Source organism: Butyrivibrio sp. Su6 (assembly GCF_900108105.1).
GTDB lineage: Bacteria > Bacillota > Clostridia > Lachnospirales > Lachnospiraceae > Butyrivibrio.
The window spans coordinates 179,343-197,618 of the sequence record NZ_FNUR01000003.1 but is presented as its reverse complement, the minus strand read 5'-3'; the positions used below and the strand labels follow the sequence as shown (position 1 = coordinate 197,618).

The 18,276-nt window shown below is 43.1% G+C and carries 12 protein-coding genes; all 12 read left to right on the top strand.

What is annotated here, in order from left to right:
• Positions 1 to 29 precede the first annotated feature (29 nt).
• The 12 genes from C4S54_RS05035 (at position 30) to C4S54_RS04970 (ending at position 18,250) form a co-directional block, all read left to right on the top strand.
• Positions 30 to 758, top strand: a complete 729-nt coding sequence (locus tag C4S54_RS05035; protein ID WP_103868568.1) for a YveK family protein — start codon at positions 30 to 32, stop codon at positions 756 to 758.
• Between the two features lie 11 nt (positions 759 to 769).
• Complete coding sequence (locus C4S54_RS05030; RefSeq protein ID WP_103868567.1) at positions 770 to 1,594, top strand: polysaccharide biosynthesis tyrosine autokinase; 825 nt, start codon at positions 770 to 772, stop codon at positions 1,592 to 1,594.
• 18 nt (positions 1,595 to 1,612) lie between these two features.
• Positions 1,613 to 2,086 (top strand): hypothetical protein, encoded by a 474-nt coding sequence (locus tag C4S54_RS05025; RefSeq protein ID WP_103868566.1) that lies wholly within the window; start codon positions 1,613 to 1,615, stop codon positions 2,084 to 2,086.
• Between the two features lie 12 nt (positions 2,087 to 2,098).
• Positions 2,099 to 3,157 (top strand): LCP family protein, encoded by a 1,059-nt coding sequence (locus C4S54_RS05020; RefSeq protein WP_103868565.1) that lies wholly within the window; start codon positions 2,099 to 2,101, stop codon positions 3,155 to 3,157.
• Between the two features lie 4 nt (positions 3,158 to 3,161).
• On the top strand, positions 3,162 to 3,929 hold the full coding sequence (locus tag C4S54_RS05015; protein ID WP_103868564.1) for a class B sortase: 768 nt from the start codon (positions 3,162 to 3,164) through the stop codon (positions 3,927 to 3,929).
• Between the two features lie 87 nt (positions 3,930 to 4,016).
• Positions 4,017 to 4,958 (top strand): hypothetical protein, encoded by a 942-nt coding sequence (locus C4S54_RS05010; protein ID WP_103868563.1) that lies wholly within the window; start codon positions 4,017 to 4,019, stop codon positions 4,956 to 4,958.
• A gap of 43 nt (positions 4,959 to 5,001) precedes the next feature.
• Complete coding sequence (locus C4S54_RS05005) at positions 5,002 to 5,703, top strand: sugar transferase (RefSeq protein ID WP_103868562.1); 702 nt, start codon at positions 5,002 to 5,004, stop codon at positions 5,701 to 5,703.
• Between the two features lie 1,514 nt (positions 5,704 to 7,217).
• Entirely contained in the window at positions 7,218 to 8,300 is a 1,083-nt protein-coding gene (locus C4S54_RS04990; RefSeq protein WP_103868559.1) for a hypothetical protein, read from the top strand.
• Between the two features lie 713 nt (positions 8,301 to 9,013).
• The gene (locus C4S54_RS04985; protein ID WP_160110684.1) at positions 9,014 to 12,997 is read left to right on the top strand and encodes a beta strand repeat-containing protein; all 3,984 of its coding nucleotides are present in this window, start codon (positions 9,014 to 9,016) and stop codon (positions 12,995 to 12,997) included.
• A gap of 222 nt (positions 12,998 to 13,219) precedes the next feature.
• Entirely contained in the window at positions 13,220 to 14,023 is an 804-nt protein-coding gene (locus C4S54_RS04980; RefSeq protein WP_103868557.1) for an alpha/beta hydrolase, read from the top strand.
• A gap of 72 nt (positions 14,024 to 14,095) precedes the next feature.
• Positions 14,096 to 16,615, top strand: coding sequence for a glycoside hydrolase family 31 protein (locus C4S54_RS04975; protein WP_103868556.1), 2,520 nt, complete (start codon positions 14,096 to 14,098; stop codon positions 16,613 to 16,615).
• Positions 16,616 to 16,810: 195 nt separating this feature from the next.
• Complete coding sequence (locus C4S54_RS04970; RefSeq protein ID WP_160110683.1) at positions 16,811 to 18,250, top strand: ABC transporter substrate-binding protein; 1,440 nt, start codon at positions 16,811 to 16,813, stop codon at positions 18,248 to 18,250.
• Positions 18,251 to 18,276: the final 26 nt, after the last annotated feature.

Here is an 18,276-nt window from a genome sequence, read left to right as displayed (position 1 = left end):
CTGATAACAAGTATCAGGGGAGATTTAGTGTGAACAAGAGAGATGACATCATCGAAATTAATCTTGGGGAACTGTTTGCAATCCTTTTGGGGAGAGCTTTTGTGATCATAACCGCCGGAATCTTTTTTGCCCTGGCGGGGCTGTTCGTCAGCAAATTTGTGCTTCACCCCGTATATGAATCAACAACCAAGATTTATATCCTGAACAAAGAAGAAAACCAAACGGTTACGTATTCTGATGTGCAGATATCCACACAGCTCACACAGGACTACGCTGAACTTATAAAAAGCAGATATGTTTTGGAAGAGGTTATCCAAAGGCTCAATCTGATAGAGATGGATTATAAAGACCTCTCAGATGTTTTAAGGGTTGATACACCATCTGACACCAGAATTGTTGCAATTACAGTAAAAGACGAAGATCCTCTCATGGCAATGAAGATTGCAAACTGCATCCGTGAAGTTGCAAGTGAACATATCACAAACGTTATGGATATTGACGCCATAAATGTGGCAGAAACAGCCAATGTCCCCACAGAGAAGGCAAGCCCCAGCGTAGGCAGATGGACAGTTTTTTCAGGATTTATCGGAGCGGTTATAGTAGCGTTTTTTGTAATACTTGGTTACCTTCTTGATGACACAATAAAGAGCAATGACGATGTGGAGAGATATCTTGGACTTAGTACACTGGCGCTTGTTCCACTGACTTTAGAGGAACAGGATAAAAAGAAAAATAAGAAAAAAGCAAAGAAGAAGTAAATGGGGGATTTATGCAGAACGCGAAGCTTCATTTTAGCCAGTCAGAAAACAATTATCAGATAAAAGAAGCCTATAAGACCTTGCGAAGCAATATTGAGTTCAGCGGCCAGAATGTGAGGATCATCTCAGTTACCAGCTGTACTCCCGGTGAAGGGAAGACAACTGTGGCCATGGCTCTTGCAAGAGCCTTTGCTGAGGCAGGTAAAAAGACTATTCTGGTGGACGCCGATATGAGAAAGTCAGTCCTTGTGGGAAGATACAGGACAGGCTCGGTAAGGCTTGGACTTACTCATTGCCTTGTCGGAAGAGAGAGGCTTTCAAGTGTTATATGTGAGACGGATACGCCCAATCTCTATGTTGTATTTAGTGGACCTGTACCGCCGAACCCCAGTGAGCTTTTGGGCGGAAGAATCTTTGAAAAGGTCCTTGAGAATATGAAGCAGGTCTTTGACTATGTAATCATAGATACGCCGCCTCTTGGAAGCGTTATTGATGCGGCAGTTGTCTCAAAGCAATGCGATGGCACTGTGATGGTGATTGAGAGCAATTCCATAAGTTATAGATTTGCCCAGAGGGTAAAAGACCAGCTGGATAAAGCAGGGGCAAAGATACTTGGAGTTGTACTTAATAAAGTTGATATTTCAGGAAAAGGCTATTACGGCCACTATGGAAATTATTACGGCAAATACTACGGTAAGTATTATGGCAAATACTATGGAAACGGAGAGGATACAGCTGACAAGCAGGTTCGCCCAAAGGCAGCAGAACCGGCACCTCCGGACGATGATGACCTTGATGAACTTAACTATCTTGCCGGAGTTACAAGAAAAGACTGATTTTATGGGGAGATGCAGGTGAAAGGAAACATTTTAGGCATTTTTTTTACCATATTAAGCGGGGTTCTGATAGCACTTATAGTGCTTGCTTATGGAAGAAGCGACAGGATGGCACCGGAGTTCAGATTCTCAGCCCTTAATCTGACTTACGACTCCGAGACTACGGACAAAGACTTGCTTGTTGGCATAAATGCGTATGATTCCAGAGATGGAGATCTTACGCAGAGAATTGTAGTTGAAAAGGTGGTGCTCAACAGGGATGCCGGAACAGCGGTTGTGTACTATGCTGTTGCGGATTATAGCGGGAATGTGACAAAACAGTCCAGAGTATTTCCGGCAGATATAAAAGATATTGATAACAACGGAGATGCTGTGGATGTTATGGAGGATGGTCTTTTCCCTGATATGTTATCAGGTGGAGAGATGGAAGCCGGCGAAGAAAGCAGTGAGGGGGATTCAGCAACGGGTGCATCAACAGAAACTGAAAACTAGGAGCGATAGCAAATGCGAGGAGCAGGAAAGGTTTTTCTCATAATCTGGGCAGTGCTTATGACAGTGACGACTCTTGGTCTTGCTGGTTTTGAAGTTATGAGAATACTTGGAAAATCGAATCTTGACTCTAAATCTGCGACGTCAACACCAATGATGGCGCAGACGGATATGTCTGTCTCTGAAAGTACAGCTGCTTACTGGGAAGACGACTGGGTACCTTACAATGGAAATGTTTACGATTACAACGATGACATAATTACTTTTTTGATAATGGGAATCGATAAGGACGACGAAACCGTGGTTAAGGTTGCAGAGGGAACTGATGGAGGCCAGGCGGATGCGCTGTTTCTTTTGGTACTAAATCCACGTGATCAGTCCATAAAAGTAATTGGAATTAACAGAAACAGCATGACTGATATAGATGTTTACGATGAATATGGAAGATATATGACCACTGTTATAGCTCAGATCGCGACCCAGCACGGCTTTGGAGACGGAATGGAAGAGAGCTGTAACTATCAGGTCAAAGCGGTTTCAAATATGTTTTACCAGCTTCCGATACATGGTTATGCGGCCATAAATATGAGCGCAATTCCTACCATAAATGATCAGGTTGGTGGCGTAGATGTAACTGTCTTGGAGGACCTTACCAAATGGGATAAAACGCTGAAGGAGGGGGCACAGGTCCATCTGGAAGGCGACAGCGCTTTTTACTATGTTAAAGCAAGGGATGTACATGTCTTTGGCTCCAATGAAAACAGACTTGAGAGGCAGAGGCAGTACCTTGAAGGCTTTATAGATGCTGCAAGAGAGACTACAAAAGAGAATAATAATGCGGCAGTGGAGCTCTTTACAGCCATAAGCAGCAAAATGGTTACCAATATAAGTGCAGATGAAATAAGCTATCTGGCACCATATATTTCTTCATTCAGTTTTAGCTCTGATGACATTATTACCATAAAGGGCGAAAACGTGAAAAATGGAAAGTTTGAAGAGTTTTATGTGGATGATGATGACCTGTACAAAACAATATTAGAAGTTTTTTATGAAAAAGTTGATGTTATGGGCTAAATAAATGAATAAAACTAGACGATATATTGATATAGATAGGAAAGCTGTTAAAAGTCTTATTTTAATATTCCTTTTTTTGCTGATCATGACAGGATGTGGCAAAAAAGAGGAAGTTGTCAGTACTTCAGAAGAAGGCGGACCGATCATTGATTTCGAAAAATTAAAAAAGGAGAACGGAGATATATTTGCATGGATATATGTTCCGGGAACGCCAATCAATGGTCCAATCCTTCAAAATGCAGATGGTGATGACAGTTTTTATGCAAGTCATAATGTGGCAAAAGAACCGGATGCAAAAGGGTGCTTTTACATAGAAGCCGCTAATATGGCGAATATGTGCGACTTTAATGAAGTTGTCCACGGAGTGCCAACAGAGGAACTTAGTAAGTTCCTTGACAGGAGCTATTTTGAAGGGCAGCAGTACATACATGTATATATGGAAGGAAATGCTCTTATCTATTACATTATGGCTGCTTATACAAGAGAAAATACAAGACTCTTGGAACAATATGACTTTTCCTATGCGTCAGGGTGCCAGCAGTTTATCGATGAGATTTATTCCGGCAGGACCATGAACAAGAATATAAGGTCAGGATGGGAGACGGGCCTTGAGCCCAGCCATTTTCTTTTGACACTTACATCGGATGACAGCGACAGGCAGATTGTGGTAATCGGGTGTCTTGTTGGAGATGCGGCAGGAAAGATTGACAGAGAAATCGACTGGGGAGATCCGGAAGAGGACTTTTCCACAATAGGTTGGAGCAAGCCTTAAAATGGCCAAAGAGCCACAGCTGGAGGGATCCAGATCAGATATAGATGGCTAAGTTGTGTTTTTGAAAGTGTATGGAGGCAAATTATTATGAAGAAAATTCTTGCTCTCACAGTTGCAGGTGTTTTGCTTGCATGTTCATCACTAAGTGTGTGTGCAGCAGATGGTACCACCAATACGGGATCAAACAGTGTGACTACAGATGATCTGATGAAGCAGATTGAAGAACTGCAGACAAAGCTTGAAAGTGCAATTAAAGAAAGTGAAACAAGCACCAGTGAGCAGGTTACAACTCTTAGGGAGAGCGTGGCTACTTTGAGAGAGAATGTTGTAACTTTGCAGGAAAAAATACAGACTCTTAAAGAGGAAATAGCTACTCTTGAAAGCAGCGAGAGTGCTAATACAGAAAAAATAGAAGAACTTAATGAAAAGATGACTGAGTATGAAAAGGCTCTTACCGAGTATGAGGAAGAGCTTTATGTAAACACTGCTCAGCTTGCAAGCCTTACTACTCAGGTTCAGAATCTTGCCAATGCGATCAATGCAGGAGGCGGAAAGAGTTCAGGCTCATCAGGTTCATCCGGCGGATCAGGCGGAGGCGGCGGAGGAAGCTCCTCATCTGCTAACGATTTTTACAAGAGAAATAATATAATCGGCTATGGCTCAACAATTGTTGGACAGGGCGGTCACGTTGAGATCAACGGTGGAAAGAGTAATGTAACATTTGTTCTTACTCCTGCTACAGGCGGACAGCTCACAGCAGCTACAGGCTTCTCTGCAGGTCTGGGCGGAGCGCTTCTCAACGTTGTAAATACAAGTTCTCCCGGAGCTTCATTTAAAACAGCTAAAGTTAACTTCTATGTAAGTGGAGTAAATGCAGGAGACAATATCGCAGTTTACCAGCTTCAGGGAAGCAAATGGGTTCAGCTTCCGGTTGTTGAGACAAGAAAAGACCATGTCATTGTAAATATGACCAGACACGGCACAGTAGCATTTATCAGAGTTCCTGTTCTTGCATATGCTACTAACTGACAAAAGATAAGCTGTCATTTTTGACCTATGAGGGGGCTAATATATGGCAAAGGCTTCTACAGTGCCGGTAAGGGTTGAACGGGTCCTGGCCGGAAAAAAGATAATTGAGCTTAATTATCAGGAAATCTATGATCATAAGCCCAATATTTATAAGTGGATAAAAAGGGTGTTTGATATTGTCGCATCAAGTATTGCGATCATTATCCTCTCGCCTATATTTGTACTGACAGCAATTGCCATATTACTTGAGGATGGCGGACCTGTCTTCTTTACGCAGCTGAGATCAGGCAAGGACATGAAGAGCTTCAAGATTTATAAGTTCAGAAGCATGTATAAGAATGCTGAATCCATGTTCGAGAGGATGCAGTCACAAAATGAGCAGACCGGACATGCGTTCAAGATAAAAAATGATCCGAGAGTTACCCATGTGGGTAGGTTCATCAGACGGTATTCAATTGATGAACTTCCACAGCTCTTTAATATCATCAAGGGTGATATGAGTATTGTTGGACCAAGACCTATCCTTACATCTCAGATGGAGGCATGTAATGCTTACGAGAAGCAGCGCACTATCGTAAAACCCGGGCTTACCTGCTACTGGCAGGTATGCGGAAGGGCAAAGATAAAGTGGGATAAATGGGTTGAACTTGATCTTAAGTACATTGAAGATATGAGTATTGCAAAAGATATAGAACTTATTTTCCGTACCTTCCCGGCAATCTTCGGACAGGACGGAGCGTACTGATTGAATAAGATGCGCCTGCACAGATAGATTTCTGTGCAGGCTTTTTTTATCCAAAATTATAAAGGGGATGCAAAGCTTTCGAAGGATAATTACACTTTGTATATGCGTAAGTGATTGGCTCCGTACGCCACCATTGACTGAACCTGAGGAAAACGCCTTGGTCTGCGAGCCGACGGTGAGGATGATGGGAACAGTAGTCAGATTCATGCACCGTCGAATTAAGCATTTTAGCGTTTTCCTCAGAACCCGTCAATGGCAAGCACCTTCGGTGTGGCTAGAGATTATTGCCTCAGGCTCTGACTCCGAGAACAGTAGGGGGGCTGCTTTCAAGGCTCCATGGACGCAGCTTTCGAATGCTGCATACAAAGCGTTAAAGAGTTGCTTTGATATATAGCTTGCTTTAAATAGCTCGGCCCCCGAAATAAAACGTGATTTGGGCATATTTCCTGTCTTTCAAGATTACCACATCCCTCGCCAATGTTTTTGACTTGCGATTTTGGGTATATACGGCATTTTTGAAGTTTACACATCCTTTTATAGATGATTGATTGTCTCGAATCACTCATCCAATGGATGTGGCAATCCATTATTTCTCGTATATGCCCATTTTCACTTCCTGAAAATTTAGCCGATGGATGTAGTAACTTAAAAAATATATCTATGTGCCCATTTTACTGTGACAATCCAGAGATTCCGTCCGTATAACAGTACATATTTAATGGAGATAGTTATTTTGGGCATATAGCGCTTTGTAAAGCTTCCAGCCACCTCTGATTCTTACTATTTTGGGTATATAGCAGCTTTTTGCGAGGCCAGCCACCCCTCATGAAATTCAACTGGGCATATAGGCCGATTTCAAAACTCGAGCCACCTGTTAAAAGGTGGCTACGGACGGATAATTACCGTATATGCCCAATTGCCTACGATAAAAGCTATAATGCGGGGTGGCTGAAAGCCTGAAATCAGGCTATGAGCCCAAAACCGGTTTAATTGCAGGTGGCTGAGCTATTGAAAACGAGCTATATGCCCAAAACAGCAGCTCGCTCTCCTAACATTGGGAGCCGAGGGAATAAAGCCTTATACGTTCTAGAAGTATCAACATCTACTGTTCTCGGAATTGGATCCTGAGGCAATAAAACCAGCCACACCGCAAGGTGCTTGCCATTGACGGGGCTGAGAAAAACGCTACAATGCTGAATCCGACGTTGCGAGAAATCTACTGTTCCCATCATCCTCACCGTCGGCTCGCAAACCAAAGCGTTTTCCTCAGGTTCAGTCAATGGTGGCGGACGCAGCCAATTACTTACGCATATACAAAATGTAAGTATCCTTCGAAAGCTTTGCATCACCTATATAATTTTTTATTGTAATTTAAGAAAGCTATTTCCTTTTAATGATAGTTAATGCTCGTTTAATTGTATTTTTTTGTGGGGAGGGTAGACTAGAAGTGTAACTGTGTGGGATGGCTTTTGATATAAAAAGCCAGAAGTTCTCTTTGAAAGAGAGGTAAATTGATGAAACTAAGTAGATTATTTGCGGTCGCTTTAAGCGGATTATTGTTTATTCAGGCACCGGTTGTTGCTTTTGCAGAGGAAGATGTTTATCAGGATGGTAAATTGTATCAGTGCGATGATAAAGGTAGTGACTACTTGTTTGTAGGGAAGAATGGTTTTTTCTTATCTGATACGGAACACGAGAATAAAGAAACCCCATATCCTATAGATGGTGATAATACGGCTTTCACTCAGGTTACTGATAATAGTGCCAATGGGAAAGAGTATGGAGCTGGACATGCTTTTGATTGCGCCCAAAGCCCAGAATCAGGCTATGTAGGAGGCTTGAAAGACCCTTATATTACAGGTCATAGTGAACCACTGACAGATGGACAGGTATTAAAACTTTCTTATTTAGGAGAGGACACTAAGAATTATAGATTGAGTTTGATAACTGCTTCATCAGGATCAGAATCATCAGAAAAAAGTGGTAGTGAAGGAGAACAGACAAATCCACAGGAAGGTTCAAGTGAACAGGGACAGACTACAGAGCCTGCTACAGAACCTGCATCAGAGCCAACTGTAGAGCCAGCACAGCCAGAGACTCCAGCAGAACAGAGCTCAAATACTGAACAGGCTACAAATACATCTGACGATTCTCAGAATCAGCAGAGTACTCAGGAACCTCAGGCTCCTGACACAACAGGTAAGATCAATGTAGTAAATACAGCAGTAGGAAATGCTCTTCCAACTACTGAACTTGGTAATGCCCAGGCTCCTACTAAGACAGTATCAATCGATGTATTCAGTGTTTCACCGGCTCAGTTTAGTTCAGCAGTAATTGATACTGTTGCTAATGCTCCAACTAGTGGAGAAGTAGTTATCGAAACCAATACTATTGCATGCCTTGACAAAAATATGGTTGATTCTATGTCAAAAAGAACTGACGTCGCAATCAGCATTATCTTTAAGAATAAAGATGGTCAGAAGCTTAAAGTTACAATTCCAGCAGGATACAATGTAACAACACTTCTTGATTCAAATGGATACTGTGGATATATGCACCTTGTAGATGTTTTTGGTGCTACAGTTTTGACAGAGTAAGACGGAATTATTATTGAATAAAATAGAATTGAAGATTATTACGAATGCTTACGCCACCGGCGTAAGCATTCTTTTATTGCGCAATTAGTGGAAGTGTTAAAATACATAGTATCAGGAGAGAAAATTAGTGCATTAAATCCTGGTCAAAGAAGCCAAGGATGAAGGAAAATAAATAAAGCTAATTGGACAGATATGTAAAAAACTTTTTAATGGAAAAAGCAAAAATATTATAGCTTCTGAAGTGGAGGAAGATGAAGAGCATGTAAAGGAAATCGCTTCTATAGCTGAAAAGTACCTTCCCGATTATGACGAAGAGAAGATATATGAGGAGTGGAAAAATGCATAATTGTTAATGAGTTATAGTTAAAAAATGTATGGTATAATATCAGTGTGGTTTTATGAAAAGGAGTTTACAGCCATGAGGAATAGAACTACGCTCCTTAGAGCAGAGCAGAGCAGAGCAGAGCAGAGCAGAGCAGAGCATGGGCTAACTTCGCCCTTTTTGCGTTCTGCAGGGCGTTTGAAACTGAATACTACATTTGTGATGGATAACCGTCGGACTTGACGGGGGTAGTATACCCTGTCAGGTTCGGCGGTTTTTACGTATAAGTTCTTGTTAATGAACTATCCGTAGCTTATACGAAGGTATGGTGCATAATGGCAATGCGGCGGTCATAACAGCCATGAATAAGAAAAAAGGAGAAAGATTGCTTATGAAAATTAAGAAACGTTTTTTAGGAATCCTGCTCAGCCTTGCGCTGATGCTGGGTATGACGCCGTGGATGAGCCTGACGGCATATGCAGATAATGTCACCAACTACAATCTCAGTGTCGGCGGAACAGAGGTAACGAGTTCAAATGCTTCGAATATTGTTGGCGATAATACTGCAAGTTATGATGCAACGAACAACACATTGACATTGAATGGTTTTAATTATAATGGTATTTTTCCTGGCATTCTTAATAATATTGACGGGTTAACAGTCATTATTGAGAATACTAACACTATAGGATCGTATATTGTTTCCGTGGGCTCATTAAATATTAAAGGAAACGGAACGCTGAAAATAGAAGGCGCAGGTGGTTCGGCCATCCATTCACAGGGTGATTTGACTATTTCCGAAAGCGTTAACATTACGGCTGATAAGAGTGGTACTGGTATTATTTGTGGAAGTTTGACATTGGAAAGTACTGGTGAAATAAACGTAAAAGGATCGATTTCGGGACTGCATAGTGATGGAAAAATTGAGATAACAAATGGTAATGTAACAGCTGAAGGCGGCACCTTTGGAATTGGTCAAAATGGAGGCGGAGCCCCTCTTTTCATCGGAACGAATGCTAAATTAATTGCTATTGGCGGTGACAATGGGGCAATCTATTATGATACGGACAGTAATTACAGAACGGTTCAAAATGATATCGCCGGAGTGGCTTGGACAAATAAGGAAGGTACGACAGACGGGCAGAATATTGCTGTCAATTCTGAAGGACAGCCGATTTCCAATATATACAAGAAAGTGGAGTTCTCGAATTCACACATCCACAGCTTCACCTACTCCGCAACCGGTGCAACCATCACAGCGACTTGTAGTGACACGAGTTGTGCTCTGCATAGCTCTCCCGCAACGCTGACCCTGAGCGCCACCGATACGACCTATACCGGCAGCGCTTATACCGGAGCAAGCCTTACCGATACGACGGCGTGGACGGGTGCTGGACTGACCGTGCCAACGATTGAATATGAAGGACACAGCAATACAAGCTATACAAAGAGCGAGACAGCGCCGACTAATGCAGGTACTTATACCGCCAGCATCACGGTAGGCGGCAAGACCGCAACGGCGGATTTCACGATCACCCCCATTGCTCTGACCATTACTGGTGCGACAGCGACGAACCGCGCTTACGATAAGAACAGCACAGCGGTCACAATCAGCGCCGTTACGTTCGAGAACAGCAGTCAACAAGCCGTGGCACTTACGGTGGGCGAAGAGAAAGATTACACCGTTACCGGCGCAATGTCCGATGCGAATGCGGGTGACGGCAAGACCGTCAATGTCACCGTGACGCTCAAGAACGCAAATTACAGCCTTGCGACGAATACCACGACTGCCACAGTTGATATCGGCAAGGCGGGCGCACAGACTATCGCGGACATGACGGACACACTGCTGTATAAAGCGACCTCCGTTTCTGAGTCCGTGGCGGGCAAAATGCCCGATGACGCTGGAACGCTGACTTATTCGGTGGGGTCCGCGAGCAAGACCGGCAGCGTTACGGTTTCCAACTTCGCCGTGAATGAAAGTGGCACTGTGACTGCCACGCTCTCCGGCGGCGCGGCGGGCGATACCGTCACCCTGCCTGTGACCATCGGTTCTACTAACTATGCCGATTCCACGGTCAATGTCAAAATAACGCTCACGGCAAAGTCTGACGCAGGGGTGGACATCACAGGTGTTCCCGCTTCTAAGACCTACGGCGACGCGGATTTCACGATTACAGGCAGCGTGACAAACGAAGGAACTGGAACAGGCAACTGGACTTGGAGTACCAGCGATGAGACGGTGTTCCAGATCACACCGAACGGGGCAACTGCGACTGTTAAGATTTTGAAGGCAGGCTCCGCTGCGGTTACGGCAAAATATGAGTCTGACACAACAATTGATACAGAAACTACTGCTATTGCGGTCAATACAATGACGCTTAGAATCACAGCGAAGGATCAGAGCATCTATGTAGGTGGCACAGTTCCTACGCTCTCCGGCTCGGATTTCTATACCGTTACCGGACTGGTAGGAGAAGATACATTGACGACCGCCCCAACGCTGGCCTATCAGAAGGACGGCAGCGCGGCCGCTCCGGATAATACTGCGGCAGGCACCTATGACATCGTTGCCTCCGGCGCAAGCGCAGGAGATAACTATGCCATCAGCTATACAAAAGGAACGCTGACGATCAGCGAGAAACAACCGCCAACGGTAACAAAAGCACCGGAAGCAAAGACTCTGACCTATACCGGTTCTGCACAGTCGCTTGTGACCGCTGGTTCAGCCGAAGGCGGCGAGATGCAGTACGCGCTCGGTACGGATGCAACCACAGTTCCTACTGATGGCTGGAGTGAATCCATTCCAACAGGTAATGAAGCGAAAAACTATTATGTGTGGTATAAAGCTGTTGGCGATAATGACCATGCAGACTCAGAAGCAGCAGTGATTGAAGTAACCATCTCAGAAAAAGCTGTAACTCCGGAAGTTAGATTTGATGTTACAACCATGGAACTTGAGAGTGGTCAAACCGGTACCATAGCGGTAACAGTTGAACCATCAGATGCAGTGGTTACTTGGAGTTCGGATAAGGAGACAGTTGCAACAGTAGATAACACCGGAAAGGTAACTGCAGTAGGCGCAGGAACAGCCAAGATAACAGTAACCATAAATGTTGCCGGCACCCAGTACAAGGCAGAGTGCACGGTAACAGTCACGGGCTCAGCTCCAAGTGAAACTGTTCCGGAGATATCTATTTCAGATCTTTCAGAAGCAACAGAAGGAGAGGCCTATAACCAGACACTTACTGCAAGCGGAGCGCAGCCTATTACCTGGGCAATCACAGCTGGATCACTTCCTGATGGACTGGCACTTGGATCAGATACGGGTGTCATAAGTGGAACTCCGACAAGCACAGGAACAAGCGTATTTACTGTAACAGCAAGTAATTCATATGGCAGTGTGTCAAAAGAATTATCAATTACAGTTCAGGCAGGAAACACAATTGTTGCTAAAGAGGGTACAGCGCCTTATGATGAAAAGACTTCTGTAGAGAATGATCCTGCTGAGGTGCGTGCATTAGTATCAGGGGTTACTCCTGTTGATGAAAGTGATACGGTAAAACTTATCCTTAATACTGACAGTAAGGACGAGGGAAACTTATCAGACGATGAAAAAGAAGCTGTTGATACCATTAAAGGAATGGCTGAAGCAAATGGCCTTACAGTCGGAAGTTTTGTTGACCTTACTCTTATATATGAAGTTACAGATGCCAACGGTGCACTGAAGTCTAGAGATCAGATAAAAGAGACATCAAGGAAAATAAAAGTTAAGTTCCCGATACCACCTGTACTTCAAAAATCCGGAAGACTGTTTTCTATTTTCAGATTCCATGACTCAGGAGCACAAATAATAGGACAAGGCTCAGGGGATGCGGTAGACGTAGATACAGATAAGTTTTCTATGTATGCAATAGCATATGAGGACGGCGCTGCACCAGCAGAAGATAGTGAAAAGAAGGTAGTAAGACCTCATACCCATACATATGCGTGGGACAAAGTTGAGGCTACAGAAGACAGAGATGGTGAACTTAGATATCAATGTACAGAGTGCTACGATATTCTTGTAAGAGTTCCTCTTTCTGCATATTACGTATTCAATGCCAACACAGTAGACAAGATTACAAAAGCAAAACAGGGCGAGACAGTTAAGATAACCACCGACAGATGGATCTCTTTCCACAAGATGGTATTTGATGCACTTGCTGCAAGACCAGACGTAAGCCTTGAAGTGAGCTTCCTTGACGGAGAATACAAAGGAAACCGTGTATCCTTCACGATTCCGGCAGGAGCAGATTCAAGTGATCTTTTCACAGAGAACAACTTTGCAGGATTTATGTATCTTGGAAATAAATATGGCTTAACTGCCGAATGAGAATTATTTAAAAAGGCCGTTTCATGGATTAGGTTCATGAAACGGCTTGTTCTCATTTATCTACAGCATAGAAACTTGCTAGGATTCCTGTTACATCATTCCGTGGTTTTCAATCTTCATAATCAACAAAATTCATCTATTATTCTTATCAAATTTACACTATAGACTAACGCAATATCGCATGAGTACAATTAATTCATTGATATTCTTGGGGAGGTCTATATGTTTTGTACATGTCACTATTTTAGCCACGTTTTAAATCACAATACGGAGATTAATGTTGTAATTCCGACTCCTGAAGGAAATGAGCAGATTACTGCTACAGGGAAAGATATGCGTTATGACTATGAGAATGGTCTTCCTGTAGTTTATTTGTTGCATGGAGCTTTTGGGGACAACAGCTCATGGTCAAGGTTTTCAAGCATAGAAAGATACGCTCAGGCACATAACTGCATTGCGGTAATGGCGGGCGTTGAAAATAGCTTTTATCAGGATATGGCACGGGGAGGCCAGTACTATACATATATGACAAAAGAACTGCCGGAGTACATTACACGTATTTTCCCTGCGTCAAAGAAAAGAGAAGATACGTATGTTGCAGGACTTTCAATGGGAGGATACGGAGCCTGGTTTTTAGCACTTTCAAGACCCGATATTTATTCAAAAGCTGCATCAATGTCAGGAGCTCTTGATATCGTGCGCCTTCATGATGAAGCAATGGCCGGTAAAGTGGATAACCCATTCCCTTGGGAGGATGCTTTTGGTGAAACGGCTGGCCACCTTGAAGGGAGCGACAGAGACCTGTTTGCATTATTAAAAAGAGATATGGAAAACGGACAGGTTCCAGAACTGTACCAGTCATGCGGCACAGAAGACTTTTTATATAAGCTCAATCAGGGCGTTCATGAGAAACTTGAAAAGATGGGCGTGAATACAGTCTATAAAGAAGTTCCGGGCTATATGCACAACTGGGAATTCTGGGATCTGGAGATCAGAAGCATCCTTGACTGGATGTTTCCAGCATAATTGAAACAGAGTATAAAAATGAACTGATGAGTAAAGTGAATTCTCTATATTTGAAAGGATTAGGAGTATCCCATGAAAATTTGTAAAAAGTTAAACAGCATAAAAAAGACTGATTACGGATATCTGGCTGAACTTGACAAAGCATACATGAAGATATGTTTTTTAACTGACAGCATTGTCAGAATTAAGGTATCTTTTGGAGATATTGCAGATGCTGAAAAGCCAGAAGGATCATACATACTTCAGATGACAGGTTGGGATGACAGACTTGATTTCCTTTTTGAAGGCAGAAAGCATGTAACTCCACTTGAAGCTCTATTAGAGGAAAAAGAAAATGAGATATGTCTGAAGACTGATTCAGTATGTCTTTTGCTGGAAAAGAACCCGCTTAGCATAAAGCTTGTGGATAAAGATGGAGATGTCATTTATGAAGGTGTAAAAGGAAGTCCATTTATAAAGGATGCTAATAACAGAGTAACCGGTTACACCAGAATGAATGAGGACGACTGCTTCTATGGTTTTGGTGAAAAGACTGGTCCAATAAACAAGAATAAGGACTTTATCAGAGAACGAGCCACCGATTGCTGGAGCTACGATCCTGAGAAGTGCGACACCATGTACAAGCACATTCCTTTTTACTTAAGGCTTGACAGGCAGACAAGGAAGGCAACGGGACTTTTTTATAACAACTTCCATGAATCAGTATTTAACATGGGAAAAGAAAAGAGTAATTACTGGCCAAGATACACATACTTCCAGGCTGATGGCGGAGACCTTGATCTTTTCATATTCACCGGCCCGTCCATAAAGAATGTGCTTGATGATTATACAGCTTTGACGGGAAGACCAGCTCTTTTGCCTAAGAGGGCTCTTGGCTATCAGGGATCATCCATGTACTATTCGGAACTGGAAAAAGACTCTGATAAAGCACTTATAGAATTTGTCGAGACCGTCAGAAGAAAGGGATTCCCAATCGATGGATTCCATCTCTCTTCCGGTTATACATCATATGACAACAAGAGGTGTGTATTTACCTGGAATAAAGAAAGATTCCCTGATCCAAAGGGATATTTTGCAAAGATGAACGAGCTTGGAGCTCAGAATGTTCCTAATGTTAAACCGGGAATTCTCTTGATGCATCCAAAGTTTGATGAGTTCAAAAAAGAAGGCGTTTTTGTCAGAAACAGTGAAAATGATAAAGAACCGGCTGTAGGTTCCTGGTGGGGTGGCCCCGGGGCATTTTGGGATTACACAAGCCCTAAGGGAAGAGAACTCTGGAAAAAATATCTGACAGAAACTGTTATTGATATTGGAACCAATTCTATTTGGGATGATAACTGCGAATATGACAGTCTTTTGGACCATGACAGCAAGTGCGACTACGACGGCGAGGGTGGCAGAATTGGCGAGTTTAAGCCAGTTATGTGCACCATCATGAGTAAGCTTGCCTGCGAAGCGGTAAAAGAGCATGACAAGAGCAAAAGACCTTATGTCGTTTGCAGAAGTGGTAGTAGCGGAATTCAGAAATATGCTCAGAACTGGGTTGGTGATAACTGCACAGCGTGGAGAACTTTAAAACACAATATACCGACAATGCTTGGAGTGGGACTTTCAGGTCAGCCTAATACGGGCTGTGATATTGGCGGCTTTGCAGGACCAGCGCCTGAAGAGGAGCTTTTTGTCAGATGGGTGCAGCATGGCATATTCCAGCCGAGATTTTCAATTCATTCGGCAAGTAGTGACAACACTGTAACAGAACCGTGGATGTATTCAAGACAGACTGACAGGATAAGAAATGCGATCCTGCTTAGATATCGCATGCTTCCACATTTCTACTCGTTGGAGTATGAAGCTCATGTGACCGGTGCGCCAATAATGAGACCTCTTGTCTATGAGTTCCAAAATGATGAGAACGTCTATGAAGAAAACTTTGAGTTTATGCTTGGAAAAGACCTGCTTGTGGCAAATGTTCTTGAAAAGGGGCAGATAGTAAAAGATATCTATCTTCCTGAAGGTACTAAATGGTTTGATCTTGAGAATAACTTTAAGTGCTACGAAGGCGGACAGGTAATATCAATACCAGTAAATATCAACTCTATCCCAAGATTCTTGAGGGAGGGTGCAATACTGCCAACAGCTCTCAATCAGCCTATGAATGCAGAAAAAGACCCTGTGACGGATTTAAGCCTCACATTTGTTCCGTATACAGATGGAAAAGAGCATGTATCAGAGTATGTATATTACGATGATGACGGCTGCAGCAATGATTTCGAGGACGGAGTATACAGAAAGACCACTATTACCATGAGTGGCAGCGGTATCATCGATATCTCATTTAAGGGCGAAGGAACTTATAAAGATACTGTGGAAACAGTGGTAGCGACAGTTGTGTATAAAGAGAAAGCGCCTTTGTGGATATCCTTTGAAGACAAGAAGCTAACTCACATTCTGGATAGGGAAAAGTTTGAAGCATCCGATAACTGCTGGTATTACAGCGAGACCTTGAGAGCAGCCATTGTCAAATTCAGGAACCCAAAGCACGATGCTACGCTTAAGGTATCTTTTGAAGAGTTTGACCTGATTGGTATGTGAGCGATATAAGGATTCAAGTAGATACAAAGCTGTGCTTGCACAAAGCTTTGTATATATATGGTTGTGCAACATGCACATATTATCAATAGGATATCAATATTTTGTGTCTAATATTTACAGAGGCACAAAATAACGATATAATAGGGTATGGTATATTTATACAAAAGCCTGCAATTAAACTTAGGAGGGAAAGAAATGAAAAAGAAAGTTATTTCAATGGTATTGTCAGGAATGATGATCATGTCCCTGGCAGCATGCGGAGAAACAGCCGCAGACACTACTGCACCTGCAGCAGAGGAAACACCAAAGGCTGAGACGGCGACAGAGACTCCAGCGGCAGAGACTCCGGCAGCCGAGACTGCTGATGCTTCAGCTGCAGCTTATGATCCTGCAACAGCAGGTGATGTAACTGTTGGATTTGGATGGTGGGGCAACCAGGTTCGTGATGAAGTTACAAAGGCTGCATGTGACCACTTCACAGAGCTTTATCCAAATGTTACTTTTAACCTCAATTCTCAGGCATGGAATGACTACTGGGCACAGATGACAAGCTTCTCATCAAGTGACACATTGCCAGATCTTATGCAGCAGGATTACGCATACTTTGAGCAGTGGGTTGAGGCAGGAGACCTTCTTGACTTAACACCTTATGTTGAGAGCGGTGCACTTGATCTTTCAAAGATTCCTGAGAGTATCGTAGACACAGGTAAGAGCGCAAGCGACGGACACATCTACGCTATCTGTGCAGGTATGAACGCTCCGGCTCTTTCATACAACAAGACACTTACAGATGAACTTGGAATCACAGTTCCTGATAACATGACATGGGATCAGTTCGCAGAGATTTCAAAACAGATTTATGACGCAAAGGGAATCGGTGTTGTATGGCACAACTTCAACTCTGAGAACCCAATTGCATACTTTGCTCGTGGCAAGGGCCACAACGCACTCTTTGAAGCAGATGGCGTTACAGTCACAGAAGAAGAGATGACTGAGTTCTATACACGTCTTCAGAACGCTGTAGCTGAAGGATGGCTCTTCGATACAGATAAGTTCGCATCTGTTGACACAGCTACAATTCCTCAGAGCCCACTTGTATATGGTTCAGATCCTAGCGTAAGAAGCTGGTGCTCATTTAACTTCTCAAACCAGTACATGGCATTCTGCGATGCAGCTAAGGCTGACGGAATCGAGCTTGGTATCACAACATGGCCAGAGGACAATGGAGCACAGGCTAACTACCTTAAGCCTTCTCAGTTCTTCTCAATCACAACAGATACTCAGAATCCTGATCTTGCAGTAGCAATCCTTAACTACCTCATCAACGATGTTGAGGCTAACACACTTCTTAGAGCAGAGCGTGGTGTTCCTGCTAACAGTGAAGTAGCTGCAGCTATTGCTGATACAGTATCACAGACAGACTACACATATCCTATCATTGTTTCTTACCTTGATATGGTATCAAAGAATTCAACATCAATCTTCCCTCCACTTCCTGGATATGCAGGAACAGTTAACACAGACGTTATCGAGGGAATCACAAGCAGAGCACTTTCAAAGAATCCTTCAGATACACCTGCAGACCTTGCAAAGGCATTCGTAGAGGGCGCAAATAAGGTAGCAGCTGATTATTGATCTGGGGAATAACAGTTTTACCTTAA

Coding starts and splice junctions, on each gene's coding strand:
- C4S54_RS05005 (WP_103868562.1), top strand. CDS start 5,002: ATGGCAAAGGCTTCTACAGTGCCGGTAAGGGTTGAACGGGTCCTGGCC.
- C4S54_RS04980 (WP_103868557.1), top strand. CDS start 13,220: ATGTTTTGTACATGTCACTATTTTAGCCACGTTTTAAATCACAATACG.
- C4S54_RS05015 (WP_103868564.1), top strand. CDS start 3,162: ATGAATAAAACTAGACGATATATTGATATAGATAGGAAAGCTGTTAAA.
- C4S54_RS05010 (WP_103868563.1), top strand. CDS start 4,017: ATGAAGAAAATTCTTGCTCTCACAGTTGCAGGTGTTTTGCTTGCATGT.
- C4S54_RS04985 (WP_160110684.1), top strand. CDS start 9,014: ATGAAAATTAAGAAACGTTTTTTAGGAATCCTGCTCAGCCTTGCGCTG.
- C4S54_RS04975 (WP_103868556.1), top strand. CDS start 14,096: ATGAAAATTTGTAAAAAGTTAAACAGCATAAAAAAGACTGATTACGGA.
- C4S54_RS04990 (WP_103868559.1), top strand. CDS start 7,218: ATGAAACTAAGTAGATTATTTGCGGTCGCTTTAAGCGGATTATTGTTT.
- C4S54_RS04970 (WP_160110683.1), top strand. CDS start 16,811: ATGAAAAAGAAAGTTATTTCAATGGTATTGTCAGGAATGATGATCATG.
- C4S54_RS05030 (WP_103868567.1), top strand. CDS start 770: ATGCAGAACGCGAAGCTTCATTTTAGCCAGTCAGAAAACAATTATCAG.
- C4S54_RS05020 (WP_103868565.1), top strand. CDS start 2,099: ATGCGAGGAGCAGGAAAGGTTTTTCTCATAATCTGGGCAGTGCTTATG.